Source organism: Mobiluncus sp. (assembly GCF_034180645.1).
Lineage (GTDB): Bacteria > Actinomycetota > Actinomycetes > Actinomycetales > Actinomycetaceae > Mobiluncus.
Window position 1 is genome coordinate 107,242 of the sequence record NZ_JAXFNY010000015.1, and the last position, 17,417, is coordinate 124,658.

General features: G+C 56.6%; 13 protein-coding genes. 5 read left to right on the forward strand and 8 right to left on the reverse strand.

Features of this window, described 5'->3' with window-relative positions; translation table 11 throughout:
* Positions 1-145: 145 nt before the first annotated feature.
* Entirely contained in the window at positions 146-1,522 is a 1,377-nt protein-coding gene (locus SPI05_RS06745) for an MFS transporter (RefSeq protein ID WP_321077275.1), read from the forward strand.
* A gap of 388 nt (positions 1,523-1,910) precedes the next feature.
* Here the strand turns inward: SPI05_RS06745 and SPI05_RS06750 are convergent, their stop codons facing one another.
* Positions 1,911-2,561, reverse strand: a complete 651-nt coding sequence (locus tag SPI05_RS06750) for a hypothetical protein (RefSeq protein ID WP_321077277.1) — start codon at positions 2,559-2,561, stop codon at positions 1,911-1,913.
* 207 nt (positions 2,562-2,768) lie between these two features.
* Here SPI05_RS06750 and SPI05_RS06755 point away from each other — a divergent pair, with 207 nt between their 5' ends.
* Positions 2,769-3,239, forward strand: coding sequence for a peroxiredoxin (locus SPI05_RS06755; RefSeq protein ID WP_321077278.1), 471 nt, complete (start codon positions 2,769-2,771; stop codon positions 3,237-3,239).
* 1 nt (position 3,240) lies between these two features.
* Here the strand turns inward: SPI05_RS06755 and SPI05_RS06760 are convergent, their stop codons facing one another.
* Both SPI05_RS06760 and topA read right to left on the reverse strand, forming a co-directional pair.
* Positions 3,241-4,749: an MFS transporter gene (locus SPI05_RS06760; protein WP_321077280.1), complete on the reverse strand. Its 1,509-nt coding sequence runs from the start codon at positions 4,747-4,749 to the stop codon at positions 3,241-3,243.
* A 76-nt stretch (positions 4,750-4,825) separates the two neighbouring features.
* Entirely contained in the window at positions 4,826-7,567 is a 2,742-nt protein-coding gene (gene topA / locus SPI05_RS06765) for a type I DNA topoisomerase (RefSeq protein WP_321077281.1), read from the reverse strand.
* A gap of 420 nt (positions 7,568-7,987) precedes the next feature.
* Between topA and SPI05_RS06770 the strand changes: the two genes are divergently transcribed.
* Together SPI05_RS06770 and SPI05_RS06775 are read left to right on the forward strand one after the other, a co-directional pair.
* Complete coding sequence (locus SPI05_RS06770) at positions 7,988-9,745, forward strand: CAP domain-containing protein (protein ID WP_321077283.1); 1,758 nt, start codon at positions 7,988-7,990, stop codon at positions 9,743-9,745.
* A 119-nt stretch (positions 9,746-9,864) separates the two neighbouring features.
* A complete protein-coding gene (locus tag SPI05_RS06775) occupies positions 9,865-10,446 on the forward strand; it encodes a hypothetical protein (RefSeq protein WP_321077284.1) in 582 nt (193 codons plus the stop codon).
* Between the two features lie 49 nt (positions 10,447-10,495).
* Here SPI05_RS06775 and SPI05_RS06780 read toward each other — a convergent pair whose 3' ends face one another.
* The 5 genes from SPI05_RS06780 to uppS form a co-directional block, all read right to left on the reverse strand.
* Positions 10,496-12,334: a phosphoenolpyruvate carboxykinase (GTP) gene (locus SPI05_RS06780; RefSeq protein WP_321077286.1), complete on the reverse strand. Its 1,839-nt coding sequence runs from the start codon at positions 12,332-12,334 to the stop codon at positions 10,496-10,498.
* A 247-nt stretch (positions 12,335-12,581) separates the two neighbouring features.
* Entirely contained in the window at positions 12,582-13,868 is a 1,287-nt protein-coding gene (locus SPI05_RS06785; RefSeq protein ID WP_321077288.1) for an adenylosuccinate synthase, read from the reverse strand.
* A 114-nt stretch (positions 13,869-13,982) separates the two neighbouring features.
* Entirely contained in the window at positions 13,983-14,156 is a 174-nt protein-coding gene (locus SPI05_RS06790; RefSeq protein WP_321077290.1) for a cutinase, read from the reverse strand.
* Positions 14,157-14,308: 152 nt separating this feature from the next.
* Positions 14,309-15,721, reverse strand: coding sequence for a PhoH family protein (locus SPI05_RS06795; RefSeq protein WP_321077292.1), 1,413 nt, complete (start codon positions 15,719-15,721; stop codon positions 14,309-14,311).
* A 97-nt stretch (positions 15,722-15,818) separates the two neighbouring features.
* Positions 15,819-16,595 carry a polyprenyl diphosphate synthase gene (gene uppS, locus SPI05_RS06800; RefSeq protein ID WP_321077294.1) on the reverse strand — a complete coding sequence of 259 codons (777 nt, stop codon included), beginning with the start codon at positions 16,593-16,595 and terminating at the stop codon, positions 15,819-15,821.
* A gap of 107 nt (positions 16,596-16,702) precedes the next feature.
* On the opposite strand from uppS, the gene trhA reads away from it, so the two are divergent.
* Positions 16,703-17,395: a PAQR family membrane homeostasis protein TrhA gene (gene trhA / locus SPI05_RS06805; protein ID WP_321077318.1), complete on the forward strand. Its 693-nt coding sequence runs from the start codon at positions 16,703-16,705 to the stop codon at positions 17,393-17,395.
* The last annotated feature ends 22 nt before the right edge of the window (positions 17,396-17,417 follow it).

Consider the following 17,417-nt stretch of genomic DNA (forward strand, 5'->3'; position numbering starts at 1 on the left):
CCTCGTCCCCGCACGAGTCACGCAGACCCCGCCTCAAACACGCTGCCCGGCGCCCTCAGCCCGCACCGGCGGCGTGGCTCGATGAGCGCGGGTTCGGAATATCAGCGATGTCAGCGTGCGTACAGCTGAGGAATATACTGGCCATATGTCGTCAGCACGCAAATCTAAGGCTCCTGGTCCTCGCCAGCCCGACAGTATCCTGGCTTCTCCCGACCCTGCCATGATTGATGCCGCCCGCACCGAAGCGGGCGGCATTCCTGTTCCGATTGAGAAACTACCCCTGACGGCGCTGCGCCCTGACGCCCAAGCGGCTTTCACCGGCTACACCAGTCACGACCCGGAATACCGACGCATCAAGTTTGCCCTGTTCGTAGCCGGTTTCGTGACTTTCGCCCAGATTTATGAGGTGCAGGTGCTGCTGCCGGACATCTCGAAGTTTTTCTCGATTTCCCCGGTCACGGCCTCGCTGGCGCTGTCGCTGACGACCCTGGCGTTAGCTATCTCGATGTTCTTTATCGGGCCGTCCTCGGAGCGTCTGGGACGCCGCCCGATTATTTTGATTTCCCTGTTCGCAGCTTCCCTCCTGGGGATTATCTTGGGCTTTACCCCGAACTGGGGCTTTTTGATGGTCGGGCGTTTTGTGCAAGGCATGGCTTTGGCGGGTTTACCCGCGGTGGCCACGGCTTACCTGGCTGAAGAAATCTGTTCAGCTGAGCTGCCCAAGGCGGCCGGTTCTTACGTAGCCGGCACCGCGATTGGCGGTATGTTGGGTCGGATTCTCTCCGGGTTTCTGTCTCACCTGGTGGGATGGGACATGACCATCACTATCCTGGGGTGCATCGGCGTGGTCGGCACGGTGTTGGTGTGGCTGCTTTTGCCCAAACAAGAGGGTTTCTCTAAGGCCGAGCCGGGGTTGAAAGCCCTGTTGCAACACACCAAGGATGTCCTGACCGAACCCGGTTTGGTGCTGCTGTTCGTGATTGGCGGCACCGCTCTGGGCGCTTATCAAAGTATCCTCAACATGATGCCCTACCGTTTGACCGGCGCACCCTACTTTATGGCGACCTGGATTGTTTCCCTGATTTTCCTGGTCAACCTGTTCGGCTCGTTTGCAGCTTCCACAGCGGGCAGCTTGGCTTCACGTTTTGGCAGGCGCGCTGTCGTCCCGGTCGCCGGCATCATCTATCTGGTGGGGATTGTGATGATGTTGGCCAAGCCGTTGTGGGCGATTTTTGCGGGTCTGGTCGTGTTTACCATCGGGTTTTTTGCGGTTCATTCCGTAGCGACCGGCTGGGTCACGGCTCGGGCGGTGTCCGGCGTGGGCGCCACCGGCCAGGCTTCGTCAGCCTACTCGATTGTTTACTATGCCGGCGGCTCGATTTTCGGCACCCTAGCTGGTTTTGGTTGGACCGCCCTGGGCTGGCTGGGAGTGGTGACGATTTCTGGCTCCCTGGCAGTTGTGGTTATCATCCTGGCGTTGTTTTTGCGCCACATCAAGCCGCTGTCCGCCTCCGGGTATTGAGATAGCTGTGCGAATAAACCGCAAACTAAAACTATAGCCTATATCGGGAACAGTTAACCACTGTATGTCTAGTAAAGAATCTTATCGGCGTGCGCACACTCTAACAAAAAAGTGAGATAGCACAACTTCTACTCTCAACTAGATGAAGGAGTTTGATTTACATCATCTAGGTTTGGTTTGTTCTGCTTTTTAATCTCTTTAAGTCGATAACCCAGATACCGGTAAAGACGGATGGCTATCAACAATGTAAAAATACAGGCAGCAAATCTGAGCAGAAGAGAACCCCATAGCGTTAGGTCGGCCATAGTATCAGACATATATGGAACGGCGTGCGCTGAATAGATGGAATATACAGCACTGTAAAATAATGTATTCATACTAATCTACCTCAACTTTGCCAATATGGAGAAAGCTTACTTCCTTCCATAATCGCTTGAACATAGACATCTCGTGTAAATGTTCCTACCAACGAAAGGGTTCCTGCATATTTTGCTGAGTTTGCGGTACGTGTCATGGCAAATTCACTCATTACACAACCGATACAATTATGAAATTCACCCCATGTCGAGTCTATGTATCCTAGGTATTTACCGGAATCATAGTAGGCAGAGGCATTGAAGGAAAAACCGAAGTTCAGTATAGTTTTACTAATGGAAATAGTACAGTTTCTCCACACATAATCGCGGTTTTTTGACTGTCTGTGACAATTTGAAATACTTGCATTTTTTAAATGTGGTGAGTCCGCAAATACGTCATTGTTAATATTAGATGTTAGTTCAACAAATGATCCGTCTTGATACTCATAACGAGAGCCATTGTAACTTCTGGTACGGATAGGAACGATTTGAACTGGCTTGGAGTAATTCAAATCGGAGTCTAACGTCTCTCCTTGTTCAATTTTGTTTATTAAGCTGTCAATTTTATTATTTGGCACTCCATGTACAGTTAAATACTCTCTAAATTCTGGAGTATCAATAGCTACAGTATTTTCAATCTTGTTTTCATAATCTGTAGCAAAAGCAGGAATTGCCCACGACATTACGAACGCCTGAACGACTAAACAGACCAGCACAAAAAGTGTACGCGACTTGTATTTGATGATAGTTCTCCTTACCTAGTACCTAATCACCAATCGCCCCACTCATAATAGTATCACACTGTCTTCCTCTCGTAATGTGATAGTCATCACACACTCACCCTAATCCCTGGGCGGGGCGAACTGCCGGGCGGGTCGTAGGATAGAGACATGGAACAGAAACTCAACATGGGCGATGCGGCCCCGGACTTTACAATCGAAACTACCGAGGGCACTTTTTGCCTCTCCGAGGCTCTCCAGGCCGCAAAAGCCGGGGTGGTCGTGTACTTTTACCCCCGTGCGATGACCCCGGGCTGCACCACGGAGGCTTGTGACTTCCGCGATTCCCTAAACTCCCTGAAATCCGCGGGATACACGGTCATCGGGATTAGCCCGGACCAAATGCCTGCCCTGGAAAAGTTCCGCGACAAACAGACCCTGAACTTTGCCTTGGGCTCCGACCCGGACCATAGAGTCTCATCGGACTACGGCGTATGGCAGGTGAAACCCTTGACGAAAAAGCTCGGGGTGGTGCGCTCCACGTTCGTGGTTGGCCCCGACGGCACGCTGATTTCCGCGAAATACAACGTGCGGGCCACCGGGCATGTCGCCCGCCTGCGCAAAGAACTCGGCCTGGACTAAATCACTGTTCGTCGGGGTCGCTAGCGGGGTTTCCGGCAGCGTCGTCACCAGAGTTGGTGCTGGGGTTTTCACCAGGGTTACCGCTGGGGTTTTCCGAAGTGTTCTCGGTTGGGTTTTCACAAGGCGCCTGGGTCAGGTTTTCCGAAGTGTTCTCGCTATCGTCCCTGGTCGCTTCCGCTTCGGGACCGCAATAGCCGGGGTCTACGGGGTAAATGGTGTGGATGGGGTTCGGTCCGCAATGGTAGTGGCGTTCTCGTGGGCCTTCCATCAGCAGGAACGGCCACCGGCGCTGCCAGGAAAACCGCAGCTGCCAAGCAAACAGCGCCCAGATAAACACCGCTATCGCCGCACCCATACAGGCCAGCGCCCCCAAACCGATGCTCCAGCGGGCTCCGAAAGTTTCTCCAACCCAGCCCACCAGCGGGGACCCGATGGGCGTGGCACCCAGGTTGAACACGAAGTAAATCGAGAGGACCCGCCCTCGTAAACTTTCGGGCGTAGACGTTTGAATCAGGGCGTTTGCCGCGGTCAGCAGGGTAATCATAAAGAACCCGGCGGGCATGGACATGACCGCAAAAGCCCCATAGCTCGGGCACAGCGCCAAAAGCGCCTCGGCCAATCCAAAAAAGAAAACCCCGGAAATGACCATCGCGAAACGCGGGTGAGTGCGCCGCGCCGCCAGCAGCGCACCCGAGAGAGAACCGACCGCCAGCATCGTCCCCAGCAAACCGTATTCGCCCGGCCCTTTGGCATACACATCGGTGGCCATGAAAGCCTGGGTCATCTGAAGGTTGAATCCGAAAGCGCCGGTCAAGGTAATCAGGAAGATGATGGCTTTCAGGTCGGAGCGGGATTGCACGTAGGCGAAACCCTCCCGAATCATGCCGCGGCGGCGCACCCCGCGCTTGACCGAAAAGAAATTTTCCTGGCGCATCAGCGCCAGAGTCACTACCGGAATCACGAAAATGACCGTGTTGATGACGAACACCCAGCCCGGACCCAGCACCGCAATCAGCACCCCCGCCAGGGCGGGACCAATCAGGCGGGCGATGTTGAAAGCCATCGAGTTCAGCCCCACCGCGTTAGGCAGGCAGTCCGCCGGAACCAGTTCCGCGATGAAAGTTTGGCGCTGCGCAATCGCCAGGGCATCAAAAATGCCGGTCACGAACGCGATGAGGTAGATTTCAAACAGCTGAGCTGAGCCGGTCAGCAGCAACATCCCCAGAACCAACCCCAGCAGGGCCACCCCGGATTGGGTAATCTGCAGCATCCGGCGCCGATCCATCCAATCTGCCAACACCCCGCCAAAGAAACCGAAAATCAGCTGGGGCAGGAACTGCAGGGCGGTGGTCATCCCGACCGCAAACGCGTCATTGTCGGTCAAAACGACCAGGACCACCCAAATCTGGGCGACACGCTGCATCCAGATCGCGGTCGCCGCAAACAGATTCGAGACAAACCACAGCCGAAAATTCGCGAACCGCAGTGAATAGAAGGTTTTACTGGCCAAGATGCTCATCTTCTTTCTATTCCACAGGTTCCCCTAGGTGTGGTCTCACTGTTGGGGGTCGCGACCAGGTTTTCGCTTACTTTTTCGGAGTTTTTGAGGTTGTTTTTTTGGTGGTTTTTTTCGCCGTAGTTTTGCGTGCGGGCGCTTTGCGTTTCTTGGTGGGACCTTTGGCGCGTTTTATGGCCAAGAGTTCAAACGCGGAGCTTTCGGTCAGCGTGGCGGGGTCGGTGCCGCGCGGCACGGTCGCGTTCGTGGTTCCGTCCGTCACATAAGGTCCGTAGCGGCCGTTCTTAAGGGTGACTTTCTGGCCCGTTTCGGGATCCTCGCCAAACTCCATCATCACCGTTTGCGACGTCGCCGCCCGCCCGCGAGTTTTCGGAGCCGCCAGCAACGCCAATGCCTCTTCGGTCGTCAACGTGAACAGCTGTTCCTCGCTTTCCAGTGAACGCGTGTCAGTACCGCGCTTGATGTACGGCCCGTACCGCCCGTTAGACGCCACAATGTCCACGCCTTCACTGTCCTGACCGACCGTGCGCGGCAGGCTTAACAGCTGCAGGGCTTCCTCCAGGGTAATCGTGTCCGGGGACTGGGTTTTCAGCAGGGAGGCCGTCCGATTCTTGGGTTTCTTTTTCGCGGTCTTTTTTGCTTTGGTTTCGCTGTCCGTCTCGGCTTTCGGTTCCGGAGCCAGTTCCTCCACGTAAGGACCAAACCTGCCGTTCTTGGCGACAATCTGAAGTCCGGTTTCGGGGTGTACCCCCACCACCCGGTCGCCTTGGGCACCTTTTTCCAACAGTTCCCGAGCCATCTCCAGAGTCAGCTCATCGGGAGCCACTGTATCTGGAACCGAAGCGCGTTCCTCGCCGCGCTGCAGGTAGGGGCCGTAGCGTCCCACGCGCAGGGCGATTCCTTCACCCAGTTCCACTGTGTTCAGGGCGGCAGCATCAATATCTCCCAGCTCAGCCACCGCGCGCTGTAGCCCTAATCCTTGCAGGTCAGAGCCTTTACCGTGACCGTACCAAAAGTCCTTTAACCACTGGGTGCGGTCGGCTTGCCCGGCCGCGATTTTATCCAAATCGGCTTCCATATCAGCCGTGAAGTCGTAATCAATGAGCCCGGGCAGGTTTTCTTCCAGCAGTTTCACCACGGAAAACGCCAGCCATGACGGCACCAGGGCCTGCCCGCGGCGATACACATACTGCCGATCAACAATGGTGGAAATGGTCGAAGCGTAGGTGGAGGGTCGACCTATCTCGCGTTCTTCCATTGCTTTGACCAGCGACGCGTCAGTGTAGCGGGCGGGCGGGGTCGTGAAGTGCTGCCGCTCCTGCCCGGAATCCAAGTGGTCAAGCTGCAGCCGATCCGCGGCCTGCATCCGTGGCAGCCTCGCCTCCCCGGTCTTGCCCCCACCGGAAGTCACCGCGGGCTCATCGCCCTCATCACGGCCTTCCTCGTAAGCGGCGAGGAAACCGGGATTTTCAATCACTGTTCCGGATGCCCCGAACTCGGCGTGAACCGAGCCATCGACCGGAACCGCCGCAATCTTCACCGACACGGTGGTGCCGATGGCATCGTTCATTTGGCAAGCCAGAGTGCGCCGGAAGATGAGGTTGTACAGTTTCCATTCGCGCGCATCGAGTTTGCCTTCCAGACTCGAGGGCAACTGGAACTGTTCCCCAGCGGGGCGGATAGCTTCGTGAGCCTCCTGGGCCCCTTTCGTTTTTGTCTCATAGATGCGGGGTTTAGCCGGGACCGCGTCCTTGCCGAAGCGGCTCACCGCCAGGGACCGAGCCGCGGAAATAGCCTGTTCAGACAGGTTGACCGAGTCGGTACGCATATAGGTGATGTAGCCGTTTTCGTACAGAGACTGTGCCACGCGCATCGTGTCTCGCGAGTTCAACCGTAGTTTTCGGGACGCTTCTTGCTGCAGGGAAGACGTCGTGAATGGGGCGGGGGGACGGCGCCGATACGGCTTGGAGTCCACGTCGTCGACCGACCAGGTCGCGCCGGTGCTGATGGCGTCAGCCAGCTTTCGTGCCGTGGCGCCATCCAGTGCAAACACCCCGGCCTTTTGTGCCGCGGACTTGAGCTTTCCGTGCTCGTCAAAGTCTTTGCCGGTCGCAATGCGTTTGCCATCCACCTCCCGCAAAGTGGCGGAGAACTCGGTGCCGCCCGCCTCGGGAGTCAGCCAGGCCACCAGATCCCAGTATTCAGCAGAGGTAAAACTCATGCGCTCGCGTTCCCGGTCGACAATCATGCGGGTCGCCACCGACTGAACCCGTCCTGCTGACAAGCCGGTACGAATCTTGCGCCACAGCAGGGGGGAGACTTCGTATCCGACCAGGCGGTCGAGGATACGGCGAGTCTCTTGGGCATTGACCAGGTCGGTGTCCAGCTCGCGGGGATGGTTCAGGGCATGGTTGATAGCGTCTTTCGTAATTTCGTGAAACACCATGCGTTTCACGGGGACTTTCGGTTTCAGCACCTCCAGCAGGTGCCAGGCAATAGCCTCCCCCTCACGGTCCTCATCAGTGGCCAGCAGGAGTTCGTCAGCATCTTTCAGCCGGGCTTTCAGCTCGCTGACTTTCTTTTTCTTATCCCCGTCAACCACGTAATACGGCTCGAAGTCGTGATCCAAGTCAACCGCGAACTTCGCGTAGCCGGTCTTTTTCAACGCGGCGGGAAGATTAGAGGGCTGCGCGAGGTCACGAATGTGACCCACCGATGCCTCCACGTCGAAGTCGTCGCCAAGAAACCTCCCAATGGTTCGGGCTTTCGCCGGGGACTCGACAATCACGAGTTTTTGGTTTGCTTCAGCCACTAAGTCTTACTCCTTTTAAATGCGCAAAAAATGAGTTTACCTTCTGAAAGATACCTCGAATTCCCCGATTGGGTAAAATTCAGGGGTTTTCCGGGGGGCTTTGTCACCATCGAAATTGTCAGGTCTAATCGCCCTTTCTGCTTGTGATTTATATCACACAAGCCTCACCGGCACCACGCACATCCGACCTTTTGCACTCCCACTCAGCGCAAAGACCAAGGGTAGACCCCGTGCCGGAGGAAAAGCGGACCCAACTCCCTTTCGCTGGTCTCGCCTGCAAGAAGTCGCGATATATAATTCTCATTCACGACTCATGAAGGTCGATACGATTAAAGAGGGAAAGTGCGCCCAAATCACCTGGTCTTTGTCGGATTGGAAGGAGGCCGGGGCGTTGCCGTTTTGCGAGGGGAGGGCTGAACGATGCGCCGTGCGTTAGACACTAAACTGACGCCAGTACTGGCAGTCATCTCGATAGTCTGCATTTTCGTGGCATGCCTAACGGAAGCCCCCTCTGCCAATAACGCCGCTGAACTCAATATGGCGAGCACACACAACAAGGTTCATTCCGCCGAACTCACCCAGCCAGCCGCCCCCGATAACAACATCATCGACACAACTTCTAAATCTGAAGTCCGCCAAGCCTACCTGGCACGTTACGAAAAGAACATGGTTCGTCCCGCGATGAGCGTGGGAGTCGATGCAGAAACCTGCACTCCCGGTCAAGCCGTAACGGACGGGATTCTTCCCATTATGGAGGCCTGGAATTTTATGCGCGGGCTAAACGGCTTAAACGCTGTCGCCTTGGACACTTCAGGAGCTATCGCCCCTTATACCCAAGCCGCCGCAATGGTCAGCGCTCGCAACGGTAAACTGTCGCACTATCCAGCGGTAGAGGGGTTTGCTTGTGCTACCGATGATGCGGTGCGCGGGGCGAGGCATTCCAACCTGGCACAATCTGTCTCACAAACTTCGGCGGAAACTGCCCTGTGGTATTACATGGATTATTCCGACCGCAAGTATCCGACTAATGACCAGCTCGGACACCGCCTGTTTATGATGGATCCGCAATTGTCCCTGACTTCCGTCGGGGCAGCGGCTGGCTATACCGCTATCTCGGTGCGAACCGGCGAGGCTTATCCAGGACTGGCTGCTGAAGCCATGCATAATCCCCAAGCACCCTCACCCGAATGGATGAGTTGGCCCTCCGCTGGCTTTTTCCCCAAACAACTGTTGACTTCGGTGGGAGAGACACAATCGGGGATGGATGTGGAACGTTGGAGTTTTTCGGTACTCAATGCGGATTTGTCTACTGCAAAAGCAACGATTATCGACCCTAACGGTCACCCGGTTCCACTCAACACCATTCACCCCGGCGAGCGGGGGATTACCTTCACCCCTCGTGCTATCGCGGATTATTCCACCCTGTTGATGAAGTTTCCTACGATCGAGAGACTGCCAGTCGGTCAGGAAAACCTGGTGTACACAGTCAAGATTGAAGGGGTTAAGCACGCCCCGAAGAGCACCTACGAATATCAGGTGGCGCTGTTCGACCCGCTTACCCCACTGGAGAAAACCGCCCCTCAAATTCGGCTGATGGAACAGCCCCTGACCGGGGTGGGATACAAGCTCGTCAACCCCATCCGAATGCAAGTTTCGGCTTGGCCGGTGCCGAAATATCAGTGGCAGGAACGCGATCATGCCGGAACCTGGAGGGACATCCCCGGAGCGAACCAGGAAACTTACACCCCCGATGGAATCTGGTCCTGGGACCGGTCGAAGAACACCGAATACCGCCTGATAGCGATTTCTTCTGAAGGTACCGCCACTTCTGAACCGGTGCGGGTGGCGGTTCAGGGTCTAAAGAATATGCCGTCCAGCGCAACAGTCCCGGTGGGGTCGCGCGTCTCGTTTGAGGCAGCACCTATTATGGACCCTGACGGCTCCCTGTTCGACACGACCTATGAGTGGCAGGTGAAACGCGCCGGAATCTGGCAGCGGATATTCGATGACGGGCATTTTGAGGACACCGACACCAACCGTCTGTCCATCAGCCGGGTCACTTTAGCCGATCAAGGCTTGCAGTTCCGTTTGGTGGTTCGTTCCAAGATTTTCAAACTGTCCGGCTATGACGTGGTCGTTTCTTGGTCGGACGGCAACGCCAAACTCACGGTGTACTAAATTTCAGTTAACATTTCTTTGCAATGTCTTGACTGTTGAATCCTCGCGAAATTACTATATTTTTATTGCTTCAATGGGGGCAATGGCATACTTTTTCGACTTTGGAAAGGATGTACGCAATGAACGAAGCATACCGAACACTTCACAGAAGCTGTGCAGGCACCGCACTGGCTTTGGCTCTGCTGGGAGTTGCTGCTTGTTCACCGGCAACTGAAAATGTTGCCAGTGATACACCTGTGAGTAGTCCTGTGAGTAGTCCTGAAAGCACAGGACATATCTTGTCGGCGCCGCAAGTGAAAGCTATTACCGACGCGGTAAATGCTAATATCTACGATGGCTCGCTTAAAACTGCGTCTGGCCCGCAACCGAGCTATCAACTCAACGCTGAGAAACATAAGACCATCATGAACATCAGGGATGAAGATAAGTCCAAGTGGGAGAAAGGATCCTACCGGTTCCAAGTTTTTTGCATCGGGCAAGGAACCCTTAACGCATCTTTTACTGTTGGTGACCAAACGGCATCTATTGCGGATATGGTTTGCTCGGAGGGCGTGACTTCGGAAAATGTCACACTCTCGATTGACGAAGCCAATAACGCCGTAGTGAGCATTGAACCGTCAGACGACGCGAAGAGCGAAATCGCTTATCTTTTTTATTTGTTAAAACCAACACTATTTATACAAGGGGGGGCGGTCCCCTAGGGGTTACGCCCCGCCAAAATATTAATGGGTCAGTGTGGCAAGACACTAACTACTTAGCGGCCTTGAGGCGCTCACGCAAGCCTTCCAGCTCTGCCCGAATCTGAGCCGGGAGCTTGTCGCCGAACTGGGCGAAGTACTTTTCGGTATCTTCAGTCTCAGCCAGCCAAGCCTCGGGGTTAATCTCAAACAGGGCATCCCAGGCGGCCTTGTCGATGTCCAGGCCCTCCAGGTTGAAGTCCTCAAACTTGGGGTAGAACCCGGTCGGACCCTCAATGGCGTCAACCTGACCGGACACGCGCTTGACCACCCAGTCGAGCACGCGGGAGTTGTCGCCGTAGCCGGGCCACATGAACTTGCCGTCAGGCGTCTTGCGGAACCAGTTGACGTGGTAGACGCGCGGGAACTTGTCGCCCAGCTTCTCTTGCATTTCCAGCCAGTGACCCCAGTAGTCCGCCATGTTGTAGCCGCAGAACGGCAGCATCGCGAACGGGTCGTGACGCAGCGAACCAACCGCGCCTTCTGCGGCAGCGGTCTGTTCGGAGGACACGTTCGCACCGATGAACACGCCGTGAGCCGGGTTCTTTTGCTCGGTCACCAGCGGCACGTTCGAGGCGCGGCGGCCACCGAACAGCACGGCGTCAATCGGCACGCCCTCGGGAGCTTCCCAGTCGGGGCAGATGATCGGGCACTGTGCGGCCGGAGCGGTGAAACGGCTGTTCGGGTGGGCAGCCTTTTCGCCGGATTCAGGCGTCCAGTCCTTGCCGTGCCAGTCAATGAGGTGGCTCGGTGTCGGGCCGTCAATGCCTTCCCACCACACGTCGCCGTCATCGGTCAGAGCGACGTTGGTAAAGATGGTGTTTTCCTTCATGGACTCCATGGCCATCGGGTTGGTGTCATAAGACGTGCCGGGAGCCACACCAAAGAAGCCCGCCTCCGGGTTGATGGCGCGCAAGGTGCCGTCCGGGCCGGGACGCATCCAGGCGATATCGTCGCCGATGGTTTCGACCTTGTAGCCCTCGATGGTGGGCTGGAGCATGGCGAGGTTCGTCTTGCCGCAGGCTGACGGGAAAGCTGCCGTCACGTGGTAGCGCTTGCCGGTCTTTTCGTCCGTCAGACGCAAAATCAGCATGTGTTCGGCCATCCAGCCGTCGCGGCGCGCCATGGTGGAGGCGATACGCAGTGCGAAGCACTTCTTGCCCAGCAGGGCGTTGCCGCCGTAACCCGAACCGTAGGACCAAATCTCGTTGGTCTCGGGGAAGTGGGTGATGTACTTGGTTTCGTTGCACGGCCAGTTCGTGTCAGCCTGACCCGGTTCGAGCGGAGCGCCCACGGAGTGAACCGCCGGAACCCACGGCTTGCCCGAGTTAATCAGGTCCATCGCCTTGGCGCCCATGCGCGTCATGATGCGCATGTTCAACACCACGTAAGCGGAGTCGGTCAGCTCGATGCCCAGCTGGGAGATCGGGCCGCCCAGTGGACCCATCGAGAACGGCACCACGTACATGGTGCGACCCTTCATCGCGCCCTGGAACACGCCATTTTCCCCAATCAGGGTTTCCTTCATTTCCTTGGGATCAGCCCAGTGGTTGGTCGGACCAGCGTCCTCTTCCTTTTCGCAGCAAATAAACGTGCGGGATTCCACACGCGCCACATCAGACGGCAACGAACGCGCCAAGAACGAGTTCGGGCGCTTCTCAGGGTTCAAACGGGTAAAGATTCCGGCATCAACCAGTAGTTGTGACAAGCGATCCCATTCCTCTTGGGAACCATCACAGAACTCCACAGCTTCCGGAGTCGTCATTGCTGCGACCTCAGCAACCCACTTAACTACCTCTTCAGGAGCATTGGCGGGAGCTGCAGAGCGGACATCGGATTCAGTAACAGCCATAAAGGGCCTCCTACATAGATTGTTTCTCTAACACGGCAATTATCGCGCATTTTCGAATATTGTGCAGGGAGTTAAGTCCTACCTCGAGGTGAATTTTGGCAACTTTTCACGGTCAAAAGGTCGGTACACCCGTTGCTCGGAGTGCTACAGATTCCCGATGGCTAACTACCGCCCCGGGCACGCCTCACCGAGAGACCTCCCACCCGCGCTTTTGCGCAGTTTAACAGTAGAAGAAAACGAAATAACTTCAAATGAGGGTGTAACGCACAATCGCGTCTTCACGCGAAGCCCCCGTACCGATGACGGAGATGCGGCAGCCTACCTTTTCCTCCAGGTAAGCGACGTAGTTCTGGGCCGCCTTGGGGAGCTTCCGGAAATCGGTAATGCCGCTGATATCCTCGCCTTTCCAGCCGGGAACTTCTTCGTAAATCGGGCGGGACGCGGCAAAGTCCAACGAATAGTCGGGCATCTGGTCGGTACGTCCGCGCGGGGTTTCGTAGCCTACACAGACCGGAATCTTGTCAAACTCGGACATGACATCCAGTTTCGTCATCACCAGGTCGGTCAGACCGTTGACGCGCACGGCGTAACGCACTACCACCGCATCAAACCAGCCGGTACGGCGCGGACGCCCCGTCGTCGCCCCGTATTCTGAACCGAGTTTCCGCAATTGTTCACCAGTTGCATCGGTCAGTTCGGTCGGGAAGGGCCCTTCGCCCACGCGGGTCGTGTAGGCTTTCATAACCCCCACCACTCGGTCGATGCGAGTCGGGCCGATACCGGTACCGGTGCAGGCTCCTCCCGCGGTGCAGTTCGACGAAGTAACGTAAGGATAGGTGCCGTGGTCGATGTCCAGCATGGTCGCTTGACCGCCCTCGAACAGCACCACACGCTTTTCATCCAGCGCGTTGTTCAACACCAGAGACGTGTTCGCCACCATCGGGCGCAGCCGCTCCGTGTAGGACAGCAGTTCCTGGGTGACTTCGATGGGGTCGATAGGTTCAGCATGGGGCCAGCCTTGCGAAATGCTCTTAAGGATTTCGGACATGGCGGTGACTTTTTCACCCAAAATCTCGGGGTCGAACAGGTCTTGGACTTGGATTCCAATCCGGTACATCTTTTCGGCATAGGTCGGGCCAATCCCTCGCCCGGTCGTGCCGATTTTGCGGGGGCCACGGTACTGTTCAGAAGAACGGTCAATGGCGATGGCAAAAGGTGTGATGACGTGGGCGCGGCTGGAGATGAGCAGTCTCTCGCAGGGCACGCCCCGCTTCTCCAAGTCATCGATTTCCTGGAACAAAACTTTCGGGTCGATGACGGTGCCGTTGCCGATAACCGGAGTCACGCGCGGAGACAGGATGCCGGTAGGCAGCAGGTGCAGAGCAAACTTTTCACCACGAACCACCACGGTGTGACCAGCGTTGTTACCACCATTGTATTTGACCGAAAAATCCACGTCCTTGGCCAGCTGATCAGTTGCCTTTCCTTTACCTTCATCGCCCCACTGGGCTCCCAAAACTACTATCGCAGGCATTGTTCTTTCGTCGTCCTTTGGAAATCGGAATTGCGCTATACGCGTAGATTCAGTCTAGCAAATCATCAGAACTTTTGACCCCTCGGTTCATAGCTAAGGAATGGCGGTGGCGAATCAAGGACGCGAGGACGCCTCCAGTTCAGCCCATTCCGAGGGAGTCAGCCGGAACACGCCCTTTTCCTCCGCCAAGCGCTTGGAAGCGAGCGCAGCAGCGATGGCTGAACGCATCAGCAACGATTGCGCCTCCGGAGAAAACGGGAGATTTTGCGGGTTTTCGTCGTCACGCACGGGTATCAAACTAGCATTCAGGAGCGAATTTCCCCGGCATCAACACCCGAAACCGCCAAAAATCAACGCAATTTGTCCCTAACTGGCGCACTAAAGGGGAGCGCCGCACGAAAGCGCGGCGATCGTCGGAGTGCGATTTGGGGTGCGGCACCTCAATAATCAAGCAGACTGGTGACCAAATCCGCGATAGCGCTGCGTTCCGAACGAATCAGGGTCGTGTGGGCGAACAGGGACGAACCTTTCAAATCTTCGATGACCGCGGCGATACCGTCATAGCGTCCCACCCGCAGGTTGTCGCGCTGCGAAACGTCGTGAGTCAGCACAATTTTGGCGTTCTGACCCATCCGGGACAGCACCGTCAACAACACGTTGCGCTCCAGGGACTGCGCCTCATCAACAATCACGAACGCGTCATGCAAGGACCGCCCGCGAATGTGGGTCAGCGGCAGCACCTCCAACAGGCCGCGCGCCACGACTTCGTCAACAACCTCGGGAGCCACAATCGAGGAGAGAGTGTCGAACACAGCTTGCGCCCACGGATCCATCTTCTCTTCGCCGCTGCCCGGCAGGTAACCCAGGCTCTGCCCCCCGACCGCGTAAATGGGACGGAACACAACAATCTTGCGGTGCTCGTGACGTTCCACCACCGCGTCCAACCCGGCCGCCAAAGCCAGAGCCGACTTACCCGTTCCGGCGCGTCCCCCTAGGGAGACAATCCCAATTTCCGGGTTGACCAGGTGATCCATCGCGATACGCTGCTCGGCGGAACGCCCTTTCACGCCGAACAGTTCCCGATCCGTACGCACTAAATGAACTTTGTTGTCGCCCCAGATGGTGGCCAGGGCGGAGCCTCGCGGGGAACTCAAGATAATTCCGGTATGGATAGGCTGGTACTCCAGCGAGGGGATTTCGGGTTCTTCAAAGTCGACGCTGTTGTCGTCCTCGTTCACCAGGCTCGCCGGGTCGCTACTGTAAGTCGCGACATCGTTTTCCTCGCCCTCCGGGTCGTTCGTCAGCACAATCGTGTCGAAGTCCACCGCGCCGTCCTGATAAAGCCGGGACATATCCTGTTCACTCATCTCGCCGCGAATGACCCCGCGATAGGTGTCCGCCCTGGACAGCGGGTTCCGGTAAACATCGGCGTCCAAGCCGATAGAGGACGCTTTGACCCGCATCGGCAGGTCTTTAGACACGACCGTCACGTCCGCCCCGGTTTTCGCCAGATTCGCGGCGACTGCCAGAATCTTCGTATCATTGTCGCCCAGGCGCATCCCGGAGGGGAGCACCGAGTCGTCGATAGAGTTCAGCTCCACCCGCACGGTCCCCCCTTGTGAACCGACCGGAACCGGCTGATCGAGCCGACCGTTGGCGATACGCAAATCGTCGAGCAGGTGCAGCGCCTTACGGGCGAAATATCCCAGCTCCGGATCGTGGCGCTTTTTCTCTAACTCGGTGATAACCACCACCGGCAAAATGACCTGGTGTTCGGCAAACTTCAGCAAGGCCTTCGGATCGGACAACAACACGGACGTATCAAGCACATAGGTGCGCGCAGGGGTAGCCATGTTTTGACCTTATCAATAGCACGGGGTTCGAGCGTGCTAAAGCGCCGGTTTTACGAGGTTCTTACATTTCAATTTCTCGGGGCGGGGGCGGCGCGACTCACTTCCCCAGGCGGCGTTCCCGATTTCCGTAGTCACGCAGGGCACGCAGGAAGTCGACCTTACGGAAGCTCGGCCAATACGTTTCACAAAAGTAGAACTCGGAATTCGCGCTTTGCCACAGCAAAAATCCACTGAGCCGCTGCTCCCCCGAAGTGCGAATTACCAGGTCGGGGTCCGGTTGCCCCTTGGTGTATAGGTGTGCTTCGATGTCCTCGAGACGGATTTGGTCAGTCACCTCCGCCAGGGTTTCCCCCTTCTGAGCCGCTTCGTTGAGGTATTCCCGCACAGCGTTGACGATTTCCTGACGTCCCCCATAAGCGACGGCGATATTGACCACCAGCGCATTTTCCGGTCCGGTTCCGTTGGCCGCACGCAGGATTGCGGCCAGGCCCGGATCCAGCAGGGACGTGTCGCCCAACACCCGCAAATGGTAGCGGCCCGAGGCTTGCAAACCTTGTACGGTATGGCCGATGACATCTTGCAAGGGCTGGAGCTCCGCGGCTTTCCGACCCAAGTTGTCAATCGAAAGCATCCACAAGGTCACGACTTTGACAGGCCATTCCTCGCACCACTGCAACACTTCGGTGATTTTCAGAGCTCCGCGCTGGTGTCCGCGAGTCGCCGGAGCGCCTTCCGCCTTCGCCCAACGCCGATTTCCGTCCAGGATAATGCCAATATGTCGCGGCACCCCTGCCGGGTCAATTTCACGAATCAAACGTCTGGCGTAAATCCGGTAGAGGATTCCAGGCTTTGACTTTTTTACGGAGCTGCTCACATAATCAGTTTAAAACATTTAAACACATAACTTGCCCGTCCTGACTGGCGCGGGTGGGGCAGGCTGAACGGGGGAACGTTATGGGTGTGAAATCTGGCCGGACGCTGATGCCGCGTCTGGTTAATCCTCGCACCGGGCGGCCCTACACTTTCCAACGTTGGGATTGGAAAGCAATGCGCCGCAAACCTGCCTTGCGAGGATGGATTCACACGGTGGCCACCCCACTGTCTATGGCGGCTTCTATCGTGTTGCTGGTGCTGGCGCCAAAATCCCTTAAATTTGCGTGCGTCGTCTACATGCTGGCTTCCCTGGTGCTGTTTGCGATGAGCGCGGTGTACCACATGGGTTCGTGGCCGAGATCGGTGGACGCGATTTTGCGCCGTTTCGATCACGCCAATATTTTCCTGCTCATCGCCGGCACCTACACGCCTATCTCATTCGGTCTGCTGGAAGGGCGCGATAGAACGATTTTGCTTTCAGTAGTGTGGGTGGGGGCGATTTTGGGGATTGCTACCTCGTTGATTTGGCCGCACGCTCCCCGTTGGGTCAACACGATCCTCTACGTGGTTTTGGGTTGGGTTGCTTTGATGTATTTCCCCGAGCTCTACACGGCTTCCCTGCCTGCCTTTTGGATGCTGGTCGCGGGCGGTTTGGCCTACACGGTCGGGGCAGTCATTTATGCCACAAAATGGCCCAACCCCGATCCGAACGTTTTTGGGTTCCACGAGTTTTTCCACGCTTGGACTGTCGCGGCCTGGGCGTGTCACTGCGTTGCGGCTTATTTCGCTATTCTCGGTTAGGGATTCACAAGGCCGGCGGTTC